Below are 22709 nucleotides of genomic sequence, written 5' to 3'. Positions count from 1 at the left end.
CATTATTCGTTGCGAATAATTGTTTTAGGATTTGACAGACAAGGTTTTCAGATAAGCCAGCGCATCATCCACTGTGCTAACAGGAATGAGTTTCATTTTGGTGCCAATTTGTTCAGCCTTAGTTTCAGCTTCTTTATAATTATCCTTCGGCACAAAGAAAAACTCCGCTTCTTTCCGGTCTGCCGCAACAATTTTGTGCACAACGCCACCAATTGCGCCAACCACACCTTCTTTGTTAATAGTTCCAGTGCCAGCAATCCGGTGACCTTTCGTCAAATCTCCAGGGGTCAACTGATTGTAAATCTCCAGGGTGAACATCAGTCCGGCAGATGGACCACCTACCTGAGTATCCGTGAAGGATATCTGTTTATCCGGATCTTCTGCTTTCACTTTCTGAACCGCTCCGATCATGACACCCAGTGCCGGGCGAACTTCACCGGTTTTGCTATCTTTCACTTCAATCAGTTGAACGTCGCGGCTGATGGTCTCTCCGCCTCGCTCTAATTGCATCTCAACCGTTTCTCCGACCTTTTTGTTTTTTAACTGCTCAGACAGCACTGTATTGTCCGGAGTTGCCGTTCCGTTTACACCCAAAATAATATCTCCGGGCTCAATATCTCCCTTAGGTTTTGGATCTTCGGACAGCCCAAATACAAAAATATGCTCAGGAACAATGGAGTATTTCACTCCTGCCTGCTCATAAGCCGCCTCCATTGCCGAGGATTGTGAATCACTCATGAACCAGACCTGTTCGGCAGAATATTCCGCTTCGCTTTTGCCACGCAGCCGATCTTCTTTTTTATCCACTTGAGCATTTCGATTAAACAAGGAGGTTCCTAGCAAAAACACATTGGCGTATGTTGCCGACACTGTCGTCATCATAAACACACCACGTTCTTCCTTATCTCCCTCTTTCACGGTAACCATGGGTTTTACTTCGTCGGCACTACCAGGCATATAAATGATATATGGCGTTGGCATATATACCGCAACATAGACGACCAGAGCCACCACGATCACAAAGATCGAAGCTCTGAATCCGCCAGATTTCCGAATCCGATTCATTGCATGAGCCCCCGTTCTTTGTGTATCTTTCAATAATTATAAGTCTAACACTCTCATGCTTTTGCATACAATGGTACAGGCCGGATAGGCCGCTGTTTACAGTAGCTTATCCGGTCAAGGCCGAAGCGTCCACGGACGTCATTCGGCCGTCCACAACTAATCCTGGCCGAGTGTATGCGGCACGATCCATATGAGGTGAAACAATGACAATGCAGAGCGAAGTTACGGGCTCTGGACCGTTACGAACGGTACTTATGAGTACAGGCGCTTTATTGCTGGTAATTGCAGTAGTTGTATCTCCGAAAGATGCATTCGATGCCTCTATTCAAGGTTTAGACATTTGGTGGAAAATCATCTTTCCTGCCATGCTTCCATTTCTGATGTTATCCCAAATGCTGACTGCATTCGGCTTTACCCACGCACTTGGCGTCTTATTAGGGCCATTAATGCAGCGCTGGTTCCGTCTGCCGGGCAAAGCCGGACTGGCCATTGTTGTCGGCATGTGTGGCGGCTTTCCGGCAGGAGCAGATACCGCCTCCCGCCTAGTGCAGGATCAACAAATTACCGCCAAACAGGCGGGTATTGTCGCATCAGCATCTCATTTTGCCAATCCATTGATGATTATACTTGTCATCGGTGCAGCTTTTCTTCATCAGCCTGCTGCTGGATATTTCCTTCTGATCGTTCACTGGGTTAGTGGATGGATTGCAGCCATGATCGGAGTACGACTCCTACCCAAGGAATCAAAAGAGGAAGAATTCCCAACTGCAAACCCTTCTTCGTATAAACGACGGAGCCTATGGTCACAAATGATGTTTGCAGCCCGCGAAGCCCAGAAACGTGACGGACGCGGGTTCGGCAAATTGCTTGGAGACACGGTCTCCCAAGCTGTACAAACTTTAATGATGACCGGAGGATATATGATTGTGTTTGCCGTGTTTGTTCGGCTGCTCACTCTCTATATCACCCCCGGTACTTCAGTTGCTTTTTGGCCCTCACTGCTGGAACTGCATCTCGGAACTTATCATCTGAGTCAGAGCCCACTGACACCCGTTCTGCTAATGTCTTTGCTTGCAGCTGTTCTCGGCTGGGGTGGTCTGTGCTCTCATCTGCAAGTCTCCGCCGTGCTGAAAGCTGCGGGACTTGCCACAACGTCCATGTTGTATTTTGCCGGAATCCGCCTGCTTCATGCATTGGTTGCATTTTTCATCAGCTTGCTGCTGTGGCTGCCATTCAGCCGTTACAGTTCCGAAGTCTGGGCTACGTTTCAGAACAATCCGGGCAATGGTTTGGCACCTTTCCTAACCAAGCAGTCCCTGGTAGGCATGAACACCTCCGACATCATCGATGCCGTCTGGAATGGTTTCCCTGCTGCCTGTATCGGTCTGGCATTGCTGCTCACCGTCATGATCTGCCTATCCGGGCTGACCTTCTGGTTTAACCGCCGGTTTTCTCGCTAATTTTCTGACGCAGCGCAGCTTCCACTTCAGGTGAGACCAGATCGGTGACATCTCCGTGGTAGTGGGCAATTTCCTTGACGATGCTGGAGCTCAGATAAGAATATTTCGGATTGGTCATCATAAAAATGGTTTCCGCATCCGGATTTAACTTGCTGTTCGTCGAAGCCAGCTGAAGCTCATATTCAAAATCCGTCACCGAGCGGATACCACGGACAATGACCTGAGCATCTTTTTGCCGTACATAATTTGCCGTCAGATCACGGAAGCTGTCCACCTCCACATTAGGCAGATGACTCGTGACTTCCGTAATAAGACTCTTGCGTTCTTCCACCGTAAATAATGGATTTTTGCTCATATTATTCAACACAGCCACGATGACGCGATCGAACTGCTTCGACGCCCGGGCAATAATGTCCAGATGGCCCATAGTTACGGGATCAAAACTGCCTGGATATACGGCAATTCGTTCCTGACGATGTATCATTTCACTCATGAGGAGCCTCCTCTTCCGCTGCGCTAGGTTCTCCATCTTCTGTTGTTGCAGCAGGTGCATAATAATAGATGGATACAGCTGTCTCCCCATACAATGCCTTGCGCGTTTGTTCAAACGGGCCGAATTGCTCAGGGTAACTATATTTGGATTCATATTCAAGCACAATGGTCGCTTCCGGTTCAAGCAGATCCAGTTCGTGCATCGTAAGCATTAACTCGTCCCCATTTTTCATACGGTAGGGTGGATCAAGAAATACGAGATCAAATTGTGTGTTTCGCTTGGCGAGCGCCTTCAATGCACGACTGGCATCATTCCGGTATATGGCCGCCTGATCTTCCAGCTTGGTTGCTTTCAGATTTGCACGGATCACTTCAATACTTTTCGATTCCAAGTCAACAAAAACAGCCTTGTCCATGCCGCGGCTCAGCGCCTCAATACCGAGACCTCCACTGCCTGCAAACAGATCCAATGCTGTACCGCCCTCAAAATAAGGGCCAATCATACTAAACAACGCTTCCTTCACCTTGTCGGTGGTCGGCCGCGTCCCTGTGCCAGGAACAGCCTTCAGCGGTCTGCCTTTCGCACTCCCAGATACCACTCTCACTGATGAGTCACCTTTTCTCTCTATGTAAGTATATTGATAAAGCTATCGTACCACAATCGGGTTCAGTTTGAAAAATAGTGCGTCTGCTTTCTCTCAAGAAAATTGTTGACGGATATGTATAAAAAGGAAACTTTCCGGCCATCCTTTAATTATCGACATCACAAGTGTCGTAGACAACCGCGGAGAAGACTTACGTTTCCCCATAAGCTCTTCGTCCGGTTTCTCCTCTCCCATGAAAAAGAAGCTCTCGAAAGAGAGCTTCTTTTTGTTATCTTTATTAGGTACCATAACCCCATTGACTAATAATAAAACCGCCATCAGACAACCTATTGCCCATATTCATCCATACTGGCCTCGAATTGCGATTGTAACCATCCAATATCTTTCAGCCATTCTTCCATGTCATTCATAAATTCCGTATGATCCAAGTGTTTGATCTTATATTTCTTTAGTTTGTCGTTCAGAAAAGCATAGAAATAATGACTCAGCTCATATCGCTGTCTGCTTTTGCTAAACGTTTTATACTGATCCTCACTGACTGTCATATCAAAGTAAATCGTATTGTCCTTCTTAGCGTATCTGACCGTCGATTTTCTCTCATATTCTTCAGGCAGACATCTGAAAACAAAGAACAGCTCAATGCCACACGCTTGATACTTACTTTCTGCTTTATCAAACACAGGCTGCAATTCATCCGAAAGTGCGGCAACCTGTGTTAACCCTGAGGTGTCTGTCGACTTATCCAGTATCATATTAAAGTCCCTCTTTGTTCATCTCTCTGTATTTCCGATTTGAACGGTGCAGGTTAATCATTGAAACCATAAGGAGAACTACAGGCAGCAACATATTCCATGACTGATTCTTAATCATCACAATAGCAAAGAACACCATTGCTACCCATACCAATATTTCAATTGTTTCATACTTGGTTAACGTGCGCTTGAATGCTTTTCTGGAAATAAGACGAATTAGGAAATAAGCGATTAAGCAATAGAATGCGACCATTCCGAGTATGGCAATCAGGGCCAACAACATCTCCATGAACATGCCTCTCATCACCTCTCCACTTCATTCCCTTAATTTTACCATATGAGCGAAAGAGTGTCATCGGAATGCTCCTGCATGAACTCTTGCACCGCCCCTCATTTACTTCTCTTCACTAATCACTGTCGCGTTATAAATCACAATCCGTTTGCCATCCAGATCAAAAAGCACCTTGTTTCCATACTCCGTATCCTGCAAATCAATCTTCCCCTCATACGTATGAATCAATTCTCCCGAATTACTGTATACGTTAACCACACGCTCCAGACCCCCGGAGTTGTTGGACCGCATCGTTTTCAGCGCACGTTCACCTGAAGCCGTATTAAAATACCAGATGAAGCATCCCACAATGATGCCTAGTATAACGAGTACCGTTACCCATACACCCGTCTTTGCTTTTCTGCTCAAAATAAACCCCTCCTTTATCCATGTCCAGTACAGTACGAGACAGGTACGGTAGCGGTTTCATAGCTCATCATCTGATAACAGCAAACAGAGGCCCCCAGTTTTGGAGACCTCTGTCCTTTAGCTACATCTTATATAGCGCTATTACAGCGCACGAATGACAAATTCAAATTGCAGTTCGCCGTCCGAGGTGATGCGGTATTCCGGATGAACCGGTGCTCCCCAGCTATCGTCACCACCTACGCCCATTTGTTTGCCGGCTACCGTTACAACCGTATAATGCACCGGAGGCAACTCATACGCATGTTGGGCATTCTCCAGCTCAAATGCCGTATAAGGAGATACATTCAGCTCAACTGGAGCTGCAGCAGATTCAATTTTAAAGCCACGTCCCGCGTTGTCGGTCAATTTAGCCCAACGTACACCCGTACGGTTGCCCGACTCCTGCGGTACAAGATATGGAGCAACGGTATCCGCTACTTTGCTGTCATGGATACCCAGACGAGCGCCAAATGCACGGTCCGCATAGTTTTCTTCCGGTCCCATCGCCAGCCATTCCACATTTTCAAAGTCCGGCGAAGTTTTGAAGGAGAGCGCATGAATCGGAAGATCTGGCAGACCTGCCGTTCCTTTATACGTATTATGCACATGCACACTACCATCTGCACGGACGGTATAAGCCACTTTCACTTGTACATCTGCCGAAATATTAAGTTTGTACGTGAATTCGATCCGATATTGATCCGTGTTTTGTTCCGCTTTCCAGTTCACACATCTAGGCAGCAGACTTGCAGCATACCAAGCCCCAAGCTCGAAGCCCATAGCAGTACCCTTATCATTATCGGTGGTCGCACGCCAGAACAATGGCATTGGAGGCTGTGCAATCGTCTCTTGACCTGACAGCTTCAGGGATACCAATGTTCCGAAAGCCTTGGAGAACAGGACATGGGTCTGACCTACCCTTACCCCGATATTAACGTCCCCTTCAACGACCTGAATTTCATTTGTCAGGTTCAGATCGGACTCCACAATTTCCGACTTTTCCTGAGCAAATACAAACTGTCCAAAGGCAACTTCCTCGCCTTTTTCTGCCCACAATGTTGCTGCTTTTAATACAAACGCGGTATTCACTGCGTATTCCCCGCCAGCAAGAGATTCCACATCAAGTGGAAGTTTCACAACGGTCTCGCTTTGTGGACCCACGTTTACCTCCAACGTTCCATGCAGCACTTCGTGACCTTCCCGATCCAGACTGTATACCAGTTCGAATTCAGATGTGTCTGCAAACAAATTATCGTTAACGATTTTCACGCCTTCCCGATCCGGGAACAGCTTGAGGTTTTGGTACAGGAATTTGACTTCCTGCATCTTGGCAGACACTCTGCGGTCTGCGTACACAATGCCGTCTCCACAGAACGAATAGTCCGAAGGACGATCACCGAAATCTCCGCCATAAGCAAGGAACTCTTTGCCGTAACGATCTTTTTTGTATATGGCTTGATCAATGTAATCCCAAATGAATCCGCCCTGATACATCGGATACTTGTCTTCGAGTTCCGTATACTTATGCATACCGCCAATGGAGTTACCCATGGCATGCATATACTCACAGCTGATATATGGTTTTTCCGGATTCGCGTTCAAGAATTCCTCAATGTCGGCCGGTTTGGCATACATGCGTGATTCCATATCGCTCGTGTCGTTGAAGCGACGATCGTGGAACACACCTTCATAATGAACAAGACGTGTAGGATCAGCCGATTTGAAATATTGCGAAACTTTATAGATCACTTCACCACCATGAGACTCGTTACCACAAGACCAGATCAGAATGGACGGATGGTTTTTATCCCGCTCTACCATCGACACCGCACGATCCATAACGATATCATGCCACTCTGGACGGTCGCCAGGAATAACCCACGAAGGCTCAACTGCACCCAGTTTTTGCCATGATCCGTGTGTCTCCAGGTTCATTTCATCAATCACATACAATCCATATTCATCACACAGTTCATACCATAGGCTTTGGTTTGGATAGTGAGATGTACGAACAGCGTTCATATTGTTTTGTTTGATCGTCTGAACATCCCACAGCATATCTTCCTTGGTTACAGCGCGTCCGCGACGCGGATTGAATTCGTGACGGTTTACCCCTTTGAAGACAATACGTTTACCATTGATGTGCATCACTTTATCGATCATTTCAAATGTACGGAAGCCAACGGCCTGAGGTAGAACTTCCACCAGCTCGCCCGCTGCATCATATACTTGAATGTACAGACGATACAGGTAAGGAATCTCCGCGCTCCACAGGTTTACTTGGTCAATCTCCTCACGAAGACTTACCAGACCATTGGTAACTTCAATCCCGCCAAATGTTTTCACCGTGTTGCCTTCAGCATCCCTTAGTTCAGCGTTCACTTTGGCTCCAGCAGCAGCTTTTCCTTCAAGCTTCAGATCCACGTTTAACGTACCATGGGTATAAGACTTGTCCAAATCCGTTACAACCCGCACATCGCGAATATGCGCAGCCGGCACAGTATACAGATACACATCTCTGAAAATGCCTGAGAACCGCCAGAAATCCTGATCCTCCAACCAACTGCCTGTGCTGCGTTGATACACTTCCACAGCCAGTTTATTCTCTCCGTCCTGGAGGAATGGTGTCAGATCAAAATCGGATGGTGTAAAGCTGTCTTCCCCATACCCGACAAACTGTCCGTTAAGCCATACATAGAATGCAGATTCTACACCCTGAAACGAAATATATACCGGACTGTTCTGCCAGCCTGTTGGCAAATGGAATGTGCGAATATAACTACCTACCGGGTTTTGGTCCTGCGGCAATGCAGGTGGACGCAGATCGTTTAAGCCATCCCAAGGGTATTGAGTATTTACGTATTGGATCTGACCGTAGCCTTGGAGCTGAATATGCCCCGGTACTTCAATATCATCCCAACCAGCATTGGAGAACTCCTGCTTATAAAAAGCTTCGGGGCGGCAATCCGGACGGATTGCATAATTAAATTTCCACGTTCCGTTAAGGTTGTAGCGCATAGCCATTGCACCGGATGCTTTCGCTTCTTCCATAGTACGGTAATAGCGATGATCCGAGTAAGCGTTAAGGCGGTTTACTTCAAAAACGCTTACATCGCCCAGCCAGTTAATATCTGCATGTGTTGCTTTCATTCGGCTCTCTCTCCCTCTTGAAACAAATATATTTATTACTTATTCAGTACAGATTCTTATTTTCCTTTTACGAAACAAACATAAACAAACAGAAAGACAGAGGCACGCCATGTCTGGCGTCCTCTTCTCTCCTCTTCTACATTGACGTCCATTCAGACGGTTTAATGATGATGCATTACTTAACGGAACCAACCATACCTGCGACAAAGTGTTTTTGCATAATGAAGAATACAATGGCTGTCGGTAATGTCGCGATGACGATGGCGGTCATGATGACACCATAATCCGGTGAATAGCTGGAACCGAGGTTCGAGATTAACAACGGAATCGTCTGTTGGTCTGGCGTTTGCAGCACCACGAGAGGCCAGAGGTAGTTATTCCAGCTGCTCATGAATGTGATGATCGCAGCGGCTGCATATGTTGTTTTCATCGTTGGCATGTAGATCTTCAAGAAGATGCCTATTTCGCTCAAACCATCAATCCGGCCAGCTTCAAGCATCTCTTTCGGGAACATTTTGGTGTTCTGACGGAAGAAGAAGATTAGGAACGCCGTTGTGATGGTCGGCAGAATAACTGCGGCCATGGTGTTGATACCGATGAACGGTGCAAAACCAGAGATCGTAGCAAACATCCGGTATAAAGGAACCATCAGCGCTGCGAACGGAATCATCATCGACAGCAACAGAATGTTAAATACGATATCACGTGATTTCGTCCGATATACTTCGAATCCATAACCGGCCAAGGAACCAATCAGCAAAGCAAGAATCGTGGAAATAACGGAAACAATCGCCGAATTTCCAAGAGCCTGTACCAGATTGGTTGAATCCAGCAATTTGTTGAAGTTATCAAGGAAAGCCGATCCAGGAAGCAGTCTACCTTTGGTGACATCTACAGAAGCATTGGTCGAACTGACAAGCATCCAGAAGAATGGGAAGATGGACACAAATGCAACGATGGACAAGAAGACATATGTGAATATACGTTTTGCTTTTGCTTTAGCCATTTCTCTCACCTGCCACTTTGAACTGGATAATGGACAATACGATAATCATCAGCACGATGGAATACGAAACGGTTGCCGCATATCCGAAGTCCGGTGAATATTTGAACGAAAGGTTATAAATGTACTGGGAGATGGACATCGTCGCATTACCCGGACCACCTTTGGTGATGTTCATAATCTCATCGAAAATTTGTAATGTACCAATCGTCGATGTAATGGAGGTGAACAGGATAATCGGTTTGAGCAATGGAACGGTAATTTTGAAAAATTGCGTGAAAGCATTTGCTCCATCAATCCGTGCAGCTTCATAGATCGACTGATCAATGTTCTGAAGAGATGACAGATAGAAAATCATGTTATATCCGGTCCAACGCCAAGTAACGGCGATTATAATCGTAATTTTAGCCCAGAACGGGTCAGTGATCCATTGAATCGGTTCAGCAATCACGTGCAGATTCATCAGGAATTGGTTAACCATACCGTCAGAAGAGAACAGATATTTGAATACGACAGAGTAGGCAACCAATGAGGTTACGCAAGGCAGGAAGATAGCAGTACGGAAGAAGCTACGGAAGCGTAACGTACTGTCATTCAATAAAACGGAAATAAACAAACCGAGAATAATCATGACAGGCACTTGAATGATCAAGTACAGAAATGTATTGGATACAGCAGTTCGGAACGTTGTATCAATGAATAATCTTTTATAGTTATCCAGGCCCGTAAATTCAAGATTGGCTCCTACACCCGACTTGAACGATAAGAGCAGCGCTTGCAGCATCGGATAGAAGTAAAATGCAACGATCCCGATAACAGCGAGCGATATAAAAGCCCATCCAGTCAAATTATTTTTCTTTTGCAGACTGTCTCCTGTATTCATGGCTTTGGCTTTCACAGTGTGGCTCCTCTCTCTCCGTGTAACATGGATAGAACCCAGGGAGCCTCTACCATGTCCGGGTCGGCTGTTGCTTGTGCCAGACAGTGGAACGGCTCCGATGCTTCCTTGGGTTCTATAAGTTACCGTGGATCATCTTAGTTTAATTGTGCTTCAGCTTGTTTCTGTGCATCAGCCAGAACGTCATCAATCGCTTTGCCGTTCAGGAAGTTTTGCATTTCAACAACCAGAATGTCCTCGATGGCATATGTGTTGATACCGTAGTTTACGCTAGGGATTTCTTGCGTCCATTTTGCAAAATCAGCAAACACTTTTTGTCCACCGAAGAACTCGTCGGCTTTATCAAACGCTTCACCTTCTGCCGCCGGTTTGTACGTGCCGATCGCACCAATGTTGTTCAGCAAATCTTGATACAATTGTTTGTCAGAACCGAATGTTTTACCCATGAAATCAGCAGCTTGGTCTGCACCAGCAACATTATTCATGACATACCAAGAGCTACCACCCAAGTTGGATGCGTGTACAGAATTCGATTGTCCAGCCATTTTAGGAAGTGGTGCTACCGCCCATTTGCCGGATTGCGATGCTTCTTGACGCACGGATGGTGTAATCCAGTTTCCTGTAGGAATGGTAGCAACATCACCATTGTTGAATGCTGCCACGAATTGGCTCCAGTCGGAGTTCAACTTAACGATATTTGCATCCATCATTGCTTTGTACGTTACAAATGCTTCTTTCAGTGCTGCATTGCCAGCCAGATCAGGTGTTTTACCATCTTCTTTGGAATACCATGAACCTGCGGATTGAATCATCATACGGATCAGACCCAAATCGTTAGGATCAAGTGTGATCAGATCTTTGCCAGTTTTGGCTTTCACATCTTTACCGATTTTGATGTAATCATCCCATGTGATGTCCTGAAGGTCAGCTGCTTTGTAGCCTGCTTGCTCCAGCAAATCTGTTCTGTAGTAGAGACCTGTTACACCAGAGTCAAACGGAACACCAAACTGTTTGCCATCAAAAGCGGTTGGTCCCAGTTTGTACTCTGCGAAATCGGAAGCTTTGATTGTAGAGGACATATCTTTAAATGCATCAGGGTAAGCGTTCAGGAAACTTTGTGCACGGTAATCTTCAATCAGAACAATGTTCGGAAGGCCGCTGCTTGTTCCCGAGTTCAAACCTGTATTCAGTTTTTGGATAATGTCAGCTTGAGCATATTCAATGATGTTGATTTTCAGATCAGGATTTTGTTTTTGATAGGCTTCTTTTGCTGTTTCTAATGCAGCGACGTTAAACGCTTTGTCCCAAGCCCAGATCGTAATTTCATTAGCGGTTTTTTCACCCTCACTTGCCTTGTTCCCTCCACCACCGGAAGAACATGCAGACAACAGCAGGACAGTAACGAGCATCAGTACCCACATTTTTTTCAAACAATTCAACTCCCCTTCAACCTCTTTGTGTGTAATTTGTTTGCGTTTTCTGAAAGCGTTTGCTCTCGATGAATTCATCTTATCATTCCCAAATCTTCATTCGTTAGTAATAATTTTGTGTTGATTTGTCATCTTATTGCCACAATGAAAACCTTTACAGAAACCGCTTGCATTAAATTTGTTTTTTTGTAATTTCTTTTGATTTTGTACTTTTTTAATCTGAATATTTTACAAGTCTGGGCTGAATCCTTACGCTCTGAGCACCAAAAAGGCCCTCCCGTGTTGTCATCGACAACCCAGGAAGACCTTCTATAAAGCCACCTTTTCATAAAAATAACGACCTTGTATTCACTCAAAAGCTATTATTAGCTCGTAATCAACGGAAGTGTAACAGTAACCCTTGTACCCTCTCCCGGTTTGCTCATTATGGTTACACCATAAGGTGCCCCGTACAATAGCTCTATGCGATCATGTACATTCCGGATACCAATACCACTAAACAATTGCCGATTATTCTTCGGATTGGGCAGCGACTCACCCATGGAGAATCCTTCTATCCCGTCCCCGTTATCCATAATCTCGCAAATCAATGACTCTCCGGCTCTGGAGACCATCACATGGATGGTGCCTGTTTCCTTGGAAATGAATCCATGGAAGAAGGCATTCTCGATAAAGGGCTGAATCACCAGTTTGGGTACATGATAATGTGTACAATCCGGAGCTACGTAGAAGGCTGCTTTAATGCGCCCTCCGTATCGGACATGATTAATGAATACATAGTTTTTCAGGTTTTCGACTTCTTGCTCCACCGTTATCGTCTCACTCACGTTACTAATCGTATTCTGCAATAAGGAGATCAGCGCATTAATGGTTTCGGCAGCCCTATCCTTGTTGCCTTGCTGAACCAGGACTTTCACGGAAGCCAGGGTATTGTACAGGAAATGAGGATTAATCTGGCTTTGCAGCGCCGCCAGCTCTGCATTTCGTTGCTCCCGCTGTGTAAGTACCAGCTGATCCACATAGTCATGAAGTTCGTCCAGCATGTAGTTATAGGCGTGACCTAACTGTCGACTCTCATAACTTCCACTGACTGGAATATAGTTGTCCAGATCACTTTTGGTTATATTGGACATCTGCTTCACAAGTCGGCGCAGCGACTTGGTGATCTGATTCGTAATAAGGAACACGAGTATGAGCGCTCCGGCTACAATGGCTGCACAGATCAGAGCAATCGTCTTCATGTCAATCAGCTGCCCCATCGCGAGATCCTTATCGACCACATTTACGATATAAAACCGATAAAATGGTAAGTACTCGGACAATACCACACTGTCCTGATCCATGACCCGCGCATTTACACCTTTTACACTTTCGTTATTCATTTCTCTGGCATAGGTCAGCAATTCGAGTTGAGTGGTGCCGATCCACTCTTCACGATTGGATGATACAATCTCACCCGCATCATTCAGGATAACCACATCGTTGCCCCTGCTCGTGAAACTGCTATAGAACTGACGAAATGCGTTCTCTCTCATGGTGACATACAACGTACCATAGAGTCGGTTTTCAGCACGATCCGTCAATGCCTTGGTCGCTGAGATCATCTGCTGGGCAGTCTCATCATTCGTCTGATAGTCATCAAAAATGATCCGGTTCGGACTGGCCGCTGCTTCCAGCGTAATCGGCTGCTCTTTCAATTCATCTGCTGATAAACGAAGATGAGATCGATCGGTGGAATACGTACGCCCATTAATACCGCTAATCGTTATACCAACTTCATAGGACTCCGTAATTGATTGAATCCGGTCCATCGTTTCTCTCATATTATAATAGGATTTTGCCATCGTGAGGGAGTCACCCTCCCCCTCAGACAGATAACCACGAATTGCCCCGCTTTGGCTAACATTATTGGATACAGCAGCAATCGCATCGTTGAAGGATTCAAAGTTCGTTTTGATCTGGCTAAGTACCTTGGAGTTCGTAATACTGAACGTCTCGGTAAACAGCTTGGTCGACATATGAATCGATGTCCATAGAATGAGCACGGAGACAAGAATGATGCTAACGAACATAACGAGGAACAGTTTTGGGAAAAGTCCAAGCCTTGAGAATGCATTCATCCATTTCTTCATTTATTTCTTCCTTCTGACGTTATGCCCAGAATTTTCGCCGGTATCGGCTCGGTGACAGTCCGGTAAATTTTTTGAACACCTTGCAAAAGTAACTGTGGTCGGAATACCCTACCATGCTGCTAATTTCGGAAATGGTAACATCGTCTGAGCGGAGCAGTTCCTCTGCCTTTTCAATCCGAATCTTATTCAAATATTCGTTAAAGCCTTCTTTTTTGTGTGAAGAGAAATAACTGGACAAGTACGATGGATTAAAATGAAAATGCTTGGCTACTTCGGCAAGTCCGAGTGGCTGATCAAAGTGCTGATGCATATATTCCAGCAGCATTTTCATATTCGGATCACTTCGTCTTGCGCCCTCTCCAGTCGTGCACTCCTGTACCTCAGCCATGAACTGATCCAGCACATTCATCGCTTCTGTTAGACTAGAGGCGCCATCCACATGTTTGAAATAGGCATACTTGCTCTCTTCCAGTGCAGCGGACTGTACATCCATATCTGCCAACGTAATGGTCACGTTAAAGATCAGATTGCCCAGAAAGGACTTAATTTCAAACACATCCGCAATATAATCCCGTCCCAACGTAAGAGCATGCTCCTGCAAATATTCTCTTGCGGCTTCTGTTCGATTTCGCTTCACATGCTGCAAAAACATGTTCACATTGAACTGATATCCTGCAGGGTGAAGAGGCGGAAGTTCGCCATACACCAGAATAGATCGGTCCTCATAATAAAAGCGATACTCCATTAGCTTGATCAGACGTGTTCGATATACGTCCCCCATCTCTTCAAATGAAGAGAAGCTGTCGCTCAGCACCCAGCAAGGTCCGTCCTGCCCGTCCTTATTCTCGCTCGCCAACTCCTTAATTCGCTGCACCATCCATTCATCCTTCGCAGACTCAACATTAAGGAGCACCACTGGCGAGGTACCTTCGGCCGGAACGATTGCGCACTCCACGTCGGGGAGCAGATCCCGTAACCTGGACTCCAATTGCTCGTTATCCAGCTTGTGCACACGTACTTGTGTATCCTGCGGCTTATATACGAGTAAGCGGAAGCATCGGTGAGGAAACGTCTCCCTAATCATAAGCAACTCATTATCCTCATCCAACGTAAAACCGGACAGCATTTTCTCCATCAGTTGTCCGAGCCTCCACCCATCATGAGAAGGCTCAAACTGCAATTCGGGAATTTTGCCAGCCGTACGCTGAAGTACTTGTAATAATTCATTAGTATCCAGTTTCGGTTTCAATATATAGTCTGCTGCTCCATTTTGGAGCGTTGAACGTACATATTCAAATTCACTGAAGCTGCTAAGTACGATAACCTCAATCTGCGGATGACTGGCTTTTAACGTCCGGACAAATGTTTCCCCATCCATCACAGGCATTACGATGTCCGTAATGACAATATCCGGCTGTAATGAGTGTACCTGTTCAAGCCCTTCTTCCCCGTTGGAAGCTTCACCTACAATCTGAAAACCTTCAGCTTCCCAGTTCATATGGTGCTTAATGCCTTGCCTTACAAGAAACTCATCGTCAACAATCAGCACCTTACACAACCGGTTCATGACCCTTGACCCCCTTGTCTAATCTTTCTTCTATGTCTGTTCAAGATATACCATCATATATCGGATAGAATGGCTTCCCCGTGTTAGCGGTTACATTAATTTAAAAGTTTTGTACTTCTTTTTATATCTCAAAATGAACGTTTAAGCAATGGTAGGCATTTTGCATAAATCCATAGAGCGACTTTTAATCAGCAAGATATAGATCGAAATGCATCTATTCGTCTTTATCTTGTACCCGGGAGTGAGTTGATTCGAATAATGCAAAATGCTAACGGAAACTCACTTTAGTGTACACTATATTTCGACAAAATAAGAAGCCCCGGCCCGCCATGAATCATTTTCGGCGAGCCAGGACTTCTTATCGATATACGTTTAAATTAAGTCATACTTTCATTTCAAGTTCAGGTCTAAGGTTCGATACCCCATTGAAGACTTCCGGCAATATATCCCGTTACTTTGTTCCAGTCAGTATAGGCTGTTTGACTTGGAGCAAACGAATAATCATCCGTCTGAGTGTAGTTGGTCCAGTCTGTTTTGGAGAACCGTGCCTGAATTTCAGTACTTTGCCCCGCTGCCAATGAACCCGCAGAAGTTTTGAAGCCAATCTCCAGCACGGAATCTGCTCCGGTCACTGGGGTCGACAGCGCGCTAAACGCCCCTGTAACATTGTCGTTTCCAGCTGTTGCCCAGTCACAGAAAAAGTTTTGGGCTTGAGCGCCATTGATCGTATAATAGTAACGAATTTTGACGTCGGAAAGATTGATGGCCGAAGTACCTGTATTCGTTAATTTGATCTTAGGATTAATGGAGTTCCCCGTTGCTGAAGTCGTTCCATTAAACATCTCAATTCGAATGGCTCCTGCGGGTACAGCCGTCGTGTCTTTGATCGTCAGATTTAGGATCGCATCATTGCCTGCACTGAAATGAAAGGTTAACGCGGCGCTTCCCTTGGACAAAGAAGCCAGATAGGTTTTACTCAACACGACCTGATTGCCCGATAATGTGTAATCCGTACCTGAAACCAGCGTTGTATTGCCATTACGTATTGCACTAAAAGTGTTTCCGTTCAGTGTCAACGTTACAGGAATATCTACCTGATTGCCTGTATTTTTATCAAATTCCGCATTCACTGGTGTGATGGCCGAACTGTTCACCGGAGTCTCGCCTCCACCTTCTCCACCGCCATTGTTCCCACCAATACGGTCAGCATATAAAATGCCTCGTCCATTCGTACCCAGATACACTCTTCCATACAAACGTGGATCACCTGTAATCGTGGTCACACGTGCATATTGATGCTGATTATCGTTAATCCGTACCCAATTCGCCCCGCCGTCATCGGAACGGAAAAATCCACGTGTTCCATCAATCTTAGCAATCGTGTACAGCGCGACCACGTTCTGCCCAGGTGCCGCTTTACCAAAACCGATGCTGTCCGCTTCCTCCACATTTGCAAGCTTGGTAAAGGTCGCTCCTGAATCGGTGGAATGCCACAGACCATATGGCCCTTCCTCTTCACTGCCGCCTGCAAACCAAAGTTCGCCTTCCGTTCCTGGAACAGCGTCCAGATCCGCGTTACCTTCTACCGGAAGCCCAGTTGCCGCAGATGCAGTGAAGGAGGCACCACCATTGGTGCTCACATAGACTTTACCGGCAGCAAATCCATAGAATTTGTTCGAATTTACCCGGTCGGAGACCACTTTTGCCTGTGCGGGTATACCTGAACTCGCTGTCCATGAGTTGCCGCCAGTGGAATAATGCACACCCTTGTCCGACGTGCTCCATACAAGTCGATTACCATTTGCCGAGATAGCTACGGTTCCTCCTCCGGTTGTACCGGCAGGCTCTGCGTTTGCCTTATACCACGTGGTCCCACCATCGCTGGATAAACCAATGGATTTTGCATTCGGATCAGCAGTATAGTCTGCTTTACCAACGCGAACCATGGTATTCGGACTTAACTCTGCAAAATCCAGACTTTCCGTAGAAGAGTAGTTGGGGCTGGTAAACATCGTAGCTGGTGACTGATCCAGATTGTTATGACGGAATCCCGAGACATCCCCTACCCCACTTAACAAATGTGCACCGCTTGGCGGGCTGATCAGATCCAGAACCGCGATCTCCTCGACCCCTTTGGCCATCACTGAAATATTGATTTTGTTGCCGTCATCCCAGTCTGTCAGATTTTTCGTGCCGTAGATGGTCGCACCTGTTCCATACATCATGCGGTCAGAGTCAAACGGGTCAATCTCCAGATCGCCAATCATCCAGCCCAGCTTTGGAGAAACTTCAGGCGGTGCAGGATTCGTCCCAAAGGTCAACCAAGGAGCGGCCGAAATATCCTGTGTATAGCGCATTTTACGGTTTGGATATCCTTCAAATTCCCAAATGCGGGTCCAAGTAGCTCCACTGTCCGTACTGCGGAACAGATTCGCGTCAGGCCACCAAGAGTTGAGGGTTGCAACCATCAGTGTACCAGGATGCTGAGCATCTACAGCCAGTCCGCCGTATCCAAAATAATTGTCCGAGCTGCTGCTCGGCACTGGACTAATGTTGGTCCATACCCCTGTAGTCGTATTTAGTTTCCAGAGGTCTCCCTTTTCCCCATCATAAGGGCCTGCACCATCGCTGTATGAAATATAGAGATTTCCATTGGCATCCAGTTCTCCGTGATGAGGTAAATACCCTGTAGGCTGTCCAGCAACAGCAGTCCACGTTGCGCCTCCATTCGTACTGCGGTATATGCTTTGATTTTTGTCGGCTAGCCCAACATAGATGGTCTGTGTTGCCTGTCCAGCAGAACCTGTTGATTTGTCAAACGTGATCCAGGAAAGACCTACGATGTCACTGGTATACTCATAAGACGGGTCCTCCACATACGTGCCCGGATTCGGGAAGCTCGTTACTTTGTTCCAGGTTACGCCGTAATCCGTACTTTTCCAGAGTCCGTTGCCACTACGTGCACCAAAATACAAAATGCTATTTTTATTCGGATCAACGGTCAGGCGTTCCCCCATGGAACGTCCCGGCATGTTTCCGCCGACTTTGAACGGAAGAGTGGTAGTCTGCCAAGTATCACCACGGTCCGTAGAACGCAGAATAGAGCCGTTGTTTTTGTCCCATGAATTCGTGTACGTGCCGACAGCCATATACACTCGATTCGGATCAACCGGGTCTGTTGCCAGCGCATCGACACCGTTTTTGTTCCAATCATCCCAGCCAACAAAATCGGTGAGTGGAATCCAACTCTCATTCGCAGGATTCCAGCGATAGGCTCCTCCGATATCCGTCCGGGCATAGATCAAATCCTTCTCTGACTCATTGAAAATAATCCCCGGCACAAAACCGCCGCCAGCCCCGGTCACGACATTTTTCCACTGGTATGAATCACTCGGTGCCGCATCTGTTGTTCCAACGAGTACTCCCAACGAAACTGCTGCAACAGCAACCGTCAAACTCATCACCCGCAGCTTTCCCAAAAACGTTTTCATAATTACTTAGCCTCCTCTTCAATATGTTCATCGCATCCGGTAAACCCCGCTGTGTCATCATGTTGATGAGTGCAGTGTCAGACATTTAATGCATTGGAACAGGCAACCAGCCCCACCTCCTCTCTATTTTTATAAAACGCTTTCATAAATCAATTTTGATTACCATTCATTGGATTAACCTTGCAATAAATAACATTCGATGGCAATTAAAAAACCCCTTCTGCCCAAATTCTATTTTTTGTATTTTTTTCTGCATATCGCTTTTGAAAACATAAAAAAAGGATGCTGTTTAAACAGCACCCTTCTCCATTGATAAATATTTTATAGACGAAGAACAAAATTCTAGTAACACTGTGTCCTTCATTTATTCGGTATCCGACTGTGCTCCCCCGCCAAAAGCGTAGGTTTTCTGCCCTTTCACACCCGGTTTAATTACAAATAGAGATCCAGCATTCGGCGTCTCCGTCAGCCGCTCTTCTCGAATACCGATTCGGGCAGTCGTAATATATAAGTCCTCCAACTCCGGCCCTCCGAAACAGCAGGATGTCACCTGATCTGCAGGTACCTCAATCTGTTGCATCAGCTCTGCTGTATGCGGATTCCAGCGAGTAACTCTTCCTCCGCCCCAGTGGGCAACCCACAGCATTCCCTCACTGTCTACAGTCATTCCATCTGGATAGCCAAATTCCTCCGGTATAGCAATTACACTTGTCCGGTTCGTTATCTCTCCAGCAGCCAGATCAAAATCAAAACGGTCAATGGATCGTGTCGGCGTATCAATGTAATACATCTTCTGTTGATCCGGGCTCCAGCCCAAACCATTGGATGTGGATACATCCCTGAACAACGTTCGAACAGGCTGTCCTTCCTCCAGGCAATAAAACGCCCCTGCCTTGCTTTCATTGTTCATGCTCATCGTCCCTGCCCAGAAGCGTCCAAGAGCGTCACACTTCCCGTCATTGAAACGGTTGTTGTCCTTGCCTTTCTCCGGATCTTCAATCGGCTGTAACTCTCCCGTGAGCAAGTTATAGCTGTGGAAGCCACTGCGCAAAGCAACGACAACCTCATCATCATGGTATGGCACAACCGCACCTACATGCTCGCCAACATCATAAGTCCGATCTTCTCCTGTAGCTGGAACGTATACATGGATCTTGTAGCTTTCAATATCCACCCATAATAATCGATTGTGTTCAGCATCCCAGCTAGGACCTTCGCCCAACAGTGCCGGGGTATGTACTGCAATGTTCAAATCGCTCATGCCATCACGTCCTTTTTAAGATTTGACGCCGCCTGACCATTCGAAACCAATGGCATCCAAGAACGCTTTGGAAAGCACCATATGGCCTGTTGCATCGGGATGAACCCGATCGTAAGTCAGCACAGACGTATAGAAATGATCCCAGAATGGAGTAAATGCAGCCTGTGTATCCACGAAAATGGCGTCATTTTCAGCGGCTACTCTACGAACAGCCTCACCGTATATATCCATCGTAGCCCGCATCGGATCTTCCGGATTGGCTTCCAAATAATAAGGAGACATCAGAACAAGTCCTTTCAACCCAGGACGAACAGAAGCAACCAGATCTCGTAGTGTGGATTCATACTCTTCCAGAAAAACTTGCGATTCTGTGGATAACGGATTGTCAAATTGACGCCATACATCATTGATCCCGATCATAATCGTTAGCCAATCCGGTTTGAGATCAAGCACATCACGGTCCCAGCGCTGCTTCAAATCCCGGATTGTATTCCCACTATTACCCACATTCTGAATCCGCAGCATCAATTCCGGATATATGGAACGCAGCAAGGCATACACTTGCGCCACATAGCCGTGCCCCAGTCCAGAACTCCCTTCACCAACAGGATGTTCACGGCCACAATCTGTGATTGAATCTCCGATAAAAAGCAGCTTATCATTCTTTTGCAATTTCATTGTCGTTTTCTCCTTCGCTCTCATAAGCGTTAAAATATGTGAGATCACTCGTATTCACATTTCATATTCAGGGAAGACATAGATCAGCCAAGTGCCGGGTTACCACCCTTGATTCTTAAGCCAGGTCAGGCACAGATCAGACCAAGCCCGAACGGCATGATCATCCTCTGCCAATCCCAGACCATGTGAACCTTTTTCGAATACATGCAAGTCATAAGGAATGCCGTGTGCACCCAGAGCAAGCGCGTAACGCAAACTGTTTTCTACAGGGACCGCTTGATCATCACTCGTATGCCAGATGAATGCTTCAGGAGCGTCTGCTTTCACCTGCTGCTCTGCACTGAAAGCCTTGATCTGTTCAGCAGACACATCTGACCCAAGCAGATTTTCACGAGAACCGGCATGTCCATAGGAGTCCATCGTTATTACCGGATAACAAAGAATAACCCGATCCGGGCGTGAACTCTCCCTTTCAATAGGGTCCTCGTGATCTGGTTGACCCTCGTCATACAAGGTTCCCAACGTGGCTGTAAGATGACCGCCCGCCGAGAAACCAAGTACGGCAATTTTGGAAGGTTGAATGCCATATTGCTCGGCATGAGCCCGTACATAACGAATCGCACGCTGACCATCTGTCATGGGTGCCGGATGCTGGTGGGGCGCCACACGGTACTTCAGCACAAATGCGCTAATTCCAGCACAGTTCAGCAATTCAGCGATTGGGGCTCCTTCATGATCGGCCAAAAATCCATAACCCCCACCCGGACATATAATGACAGCGCTCTCGGAACCCGGCTGAATAAATGGAATCAGATGGGGCATTTCATCCTCATGACCCTTGGCTGCATAAGGTGCTGCATGGTCCCACAATGGTATAGTTGCTATCACTTCTATCATCCTCTCTAAGTTGAACGGATACGTTGATCCGTATAGTCATTTTCCAATCTAAGGAATCGATATCATCATAACGGGAAGCACCCTTGCGCATCAATACCTTCCTGGCATCACTTTTTGTTCAATTTGTAACAGGTTACACGGAATCCTCATACTTGAACAGTGTTTTATAGCACATTTAAACCTCAGAATGATTAATATAACGTTCGATACTGCTCAGGAGTTACGCCCTCAATCCGCCGAAACGTAGCCACAAAATGACTCGCATCCCGAAAACCAACCTTCGCTGCCGTTTCCTTGACGGTTAGTTTGCTGTCCCCTGTCATCCATTCTTTCGATTTGCGAATACGAAGGAGAATGAAATAACTGTAGGCGGTCATGCCAAAGGATTGTTTGAAAAGGGTATTCAGATGCCTAGGCGTAATGCCTGGTATGGCGGCCATCTGTTCAAGACCGATTTCGGGATCGGCATAGTGTTCATTCATAAATGAAATTAACGGAGCCAGCCGTTCCACGGCATGGGAGATCGAAGAACGACTGCCCGTCATGCCATGTTTTTTGAGCAAAATCAGAAATCGGTACATGTCCGCTGACGCTTCCAAACCGGACAAATCCTGGTCACTGCTGATGGAACCCAGCACTTCCCTGCCATAATATTCAAGCGGGCTCTCTGAGTCCCACTGGTGAAGGGCTGCCTCCCCCAAACCAAGCGACTCTGTAATGGCCGGGCACTGGGAGCCTCCAAATGTAATGTAGAGGGTCTCCCATTCTCCTTGCGAGCGCACATACTCGTGAGGCTCATTCGGCGGCAGCAAAATGCCGGATGTCTCCCCTAGCTGTACAGTTGAACCTGCAAATCTGAACTCTCCAGCTCCCTTTACCGTCTGGAGCCAGTGATAACAAGGATATCCAGCAGGTCTGTACACATTCTCCTGATTGCCGTTATATCCTATACTCTCGATGTAGAGCGGAAGCGGCTGATCCCGTGGGGTCATAAAATAGCGCCGATGATCGGGTGTGATGAGCATAGGGATTCTCTCCTTTGAACAAAAAGCAAAATTACAGTTCCGTATTCTTATATGTCTCATTACT

At 46.4% G+C, this 22709-nt stretch carries 18 protein-coding genes; 1 reads left to right on the top strand and 17 read right to left on the bottom strand.

Annotation, left to right across the window (positions count from 1 at the left end):
• Window positions 1-24: 24 nt before the first annotated feature.
• A complete protein-coding gene (locus tag BLS14_RS01195; protein ID WP_064639097.1) occupies window positions 25-1065 on the bottom strand; it encodes a SepM family pheromone-processing serine protease in 1041 nt (346 codons plus the stop codon).
• Between the two features lie 203 nt (window positions 1066-1268).
• On the opposite strand from BLS14_RS01195, the gene BLS14_RS01190 reads away from it, so the two are divergent.
• On the top strand, window positions 1269-2525 hold the full coding sequence (locus tag BLS14_RS01190) for a nucleoside recognition domain-containing protein (RefSeq protein ID WP_090949089.1): 1257 nt from the start codon (window positions 1269-1271) through the stop codon (window positions 2523-2525).
• Here BLS14_RS01190 and coaD read toward each other — a convergent pair.
• The 16 genes from coaD to BLS14_RS01105 all read right to left on the bottom strand — a co-directional run bounded on the left by coaD (window position 2503) and on the right by BLS14_RS01105 (window position 22645).
• Window positions 2503-3009, bottom strand: coding sequence for a pantetheine-phosphate adenylyltransferase (coaD, locus tag BLS14_RS01185; RefSeq protein ID WP_090807427.1), 507 nt, complete (start codon window positions 3007-3009; stop codon window positions 2503-2505). The genes BLS14_RS01190 and coaD overlap by 23 nt on opposite strands.
• A gap of 1 nt (window position 3010) precedes the next feature.
• Window positions 3011-3622 carry a 16S rRNA (guanine(966)-N(2))-methyltransferase RsmD gene (rsmD, locus tag BLS14_RS01180; RefSeq protein ID WP_079694706.1) on the bottom strand — a complete coding sequence of 204 codons (612 nt, stop codon included), beginning with the start codon at window positions 3620-3622 and terminating at the stop codon, window positions 3011-3013.
• A gap of 326 nt (window positions 3623-3948) precedes the next feature.
• Entirely contained in the window at window positions 3949-4374 is a 426-nt protein-coding gene (locus BLS14_RS01170) for a hypothetical protein (protein ID WP_090949083.1), read from the bottom strand.
• A gap of 1 nt (window position 4375) precedes the next feature.
• The gene (locus BLS14_RS01165) at window positions 4376-4663 is read right to left on the bottom strand and encodes a hypothetical protein (RefSeq protein WP_143021510.1); all 288 of its coding nucleotides are present in this window, start codon (window positions 4661-4663) and stop codon (window positions 4376-4378) included.
• Window positions 4664-4768: 105 nt separating this feature from the next.
• A complete protein-coding gene (locus BLS14_RS01160; protein ID WP_063564677.1) occupies window positions 4769-5074 on the bottom strand; it encodes a hypothetical protein in 306 nt (101 codons plus the stop codon).
• Window positions 5075-5215: 141 nt separating this feature from the next.
• Window positions 5216-8263, bottom strand: coding sequence for a beta-galactosidase, LacZ type (locus tag BLS14_RS01155; protein ID WP_090949078.1), 3048 nt, complete (start codon window positions 8261-8263; stop codon window positions 5216-5218).
• A gap of 175 nt (window positions 8264-8438) precedes the next feature.
• Window positions 8439-9269, bottom strand: coding sequence for a carbohydrate ABC transporter permease (locus BLS14_RS01150; RefSeq protein WP_063564679.1), 831 nt, complete (start codon window positions 9267-9269; stop codon window positions 8439-8441).
• On the bottom strand, window positions 9262-10149 hold the full coding sequence (locus tag BLS14_RS01145) for a carbohydrate ABC transporter permease (RefSeq protein WP_053783937.1): 888 nt from the start codon (window positions 10147-10149) through the stop codon (window positions 9262-9264). The genes BLS14_RS01150 and BLS14_RS01145 overlap by 8 nt, the downstream gene beginning before the upstream one ends.
• A gap of 152 nt (window positions 10150-10301) precedes the next feature.
• On the bottom strand, window positions 10302-11585 hold the full coding sequence (locus tag BLS14_RS01140) for an ABC transporter substrate-binding protein (RefSeq protein ID WP_371121407.1): 1284 nt from the start codon (window positions 11583-11585) through the stop codon (window positions 10302-10304).
• Between the two features lie 374 nt (window positions 11586-11959).
• Entirely contained in the window at window positions 11960-13726 is a 1767-nt protein-coding gene (locus BLS14_RS01135) for a cache domain-containing sensor histidine kinase (RefSeq protein WP_064639102.1), read from the bottom strand.
• Window positions 13727-13745: 19 nt separating this feature from the next.
• On the bottom strand, window positions 13746-15293 hold the full coding sequence (locus BLS14_RS01130) for a response regulator transcription factor (RefSeq protein ID WP_090805340.1): 1548 nt from the start codon (window positions 15291-15293) through the stop codon (window positions 13746-13748).
• A 407-nt stretch (window positions 15294-15700) separates the two neighbouring features.
• A complete protein-coding gene (locus BLS14_RS01125; protein ID WP_090949077.1) occupies window positions 15701-18784 on the bottom strand; it encodes a X2-like carbohydrate binding domain-containing protein in 3084 nt (1027 codons plus the stop codon).
• Between the two features lie 364 nt (window positions 18785-19148).
• Window positions 19149-20045: an SMP-30/gluconolactonase/LRE family protein gene (locus BLS14_RS01120; protein ID WP_063564683.1), complete on the bottom strand. Its 897-nt coding sequence runs from the start codon at window positions 20043-20045 to the stop codon at window positions 19149-19151.
• Between the two features lie 15 nt (window positions 20046-20060).
• Window positions 20061-20723: an SGNH/GDSL hydrolase family protein gene (locus BLS14_RS01115; protein WP_063564684.1), complete on the bottom strand. Its 663-nt coding sequence runs from the start codon at window positions 20721-20723 to the stop codon at window positions 20061-20063.
• Window positions 20724-20822: 99 nt separating this feature from the next.
• Window positions 20823-21620 carry an alpha/beta hydrolase gene (locus tag BLS14_RS01110; RefSeq protein WP_371121161.1) on the bottom strand — a complete coding sequence of 266 codons (798 nt, stop codon included), beginning with the start codon at window positions 21618-21620 and terminating at the stop codon, window positions 20823-20825.
• A 191-nt stretch (window positions 21621-21811) separates the two neighbouring features.
• Window positions 21812-22645: an AraC family transcriptional regulator gene (locus BLS14_RS01105; RefSeq protein WP_063564685.1), complete on the bottom strand. Its 834-nt coding sequence runs from the start codon at window positions 22643-22645 to the stop codon at window positions 21812-21814.
• Window positions 22646-22709 lie beyond the last annotated feature (64 nt).

The organism is Paenibacillus sp. OK060 (genome assembly GCF_900101205.1).
Lineage (GTDB): Bacteria > Bacillota > Bacilli > Paenibacillales > Paenibacillaceae > Paenibacillus > Paenibacillus marchantiae.
Note: the sequence above shows the minus strand (reverse complement) of the source record. Positions and strands in the feature narration are given on the sequence as shown.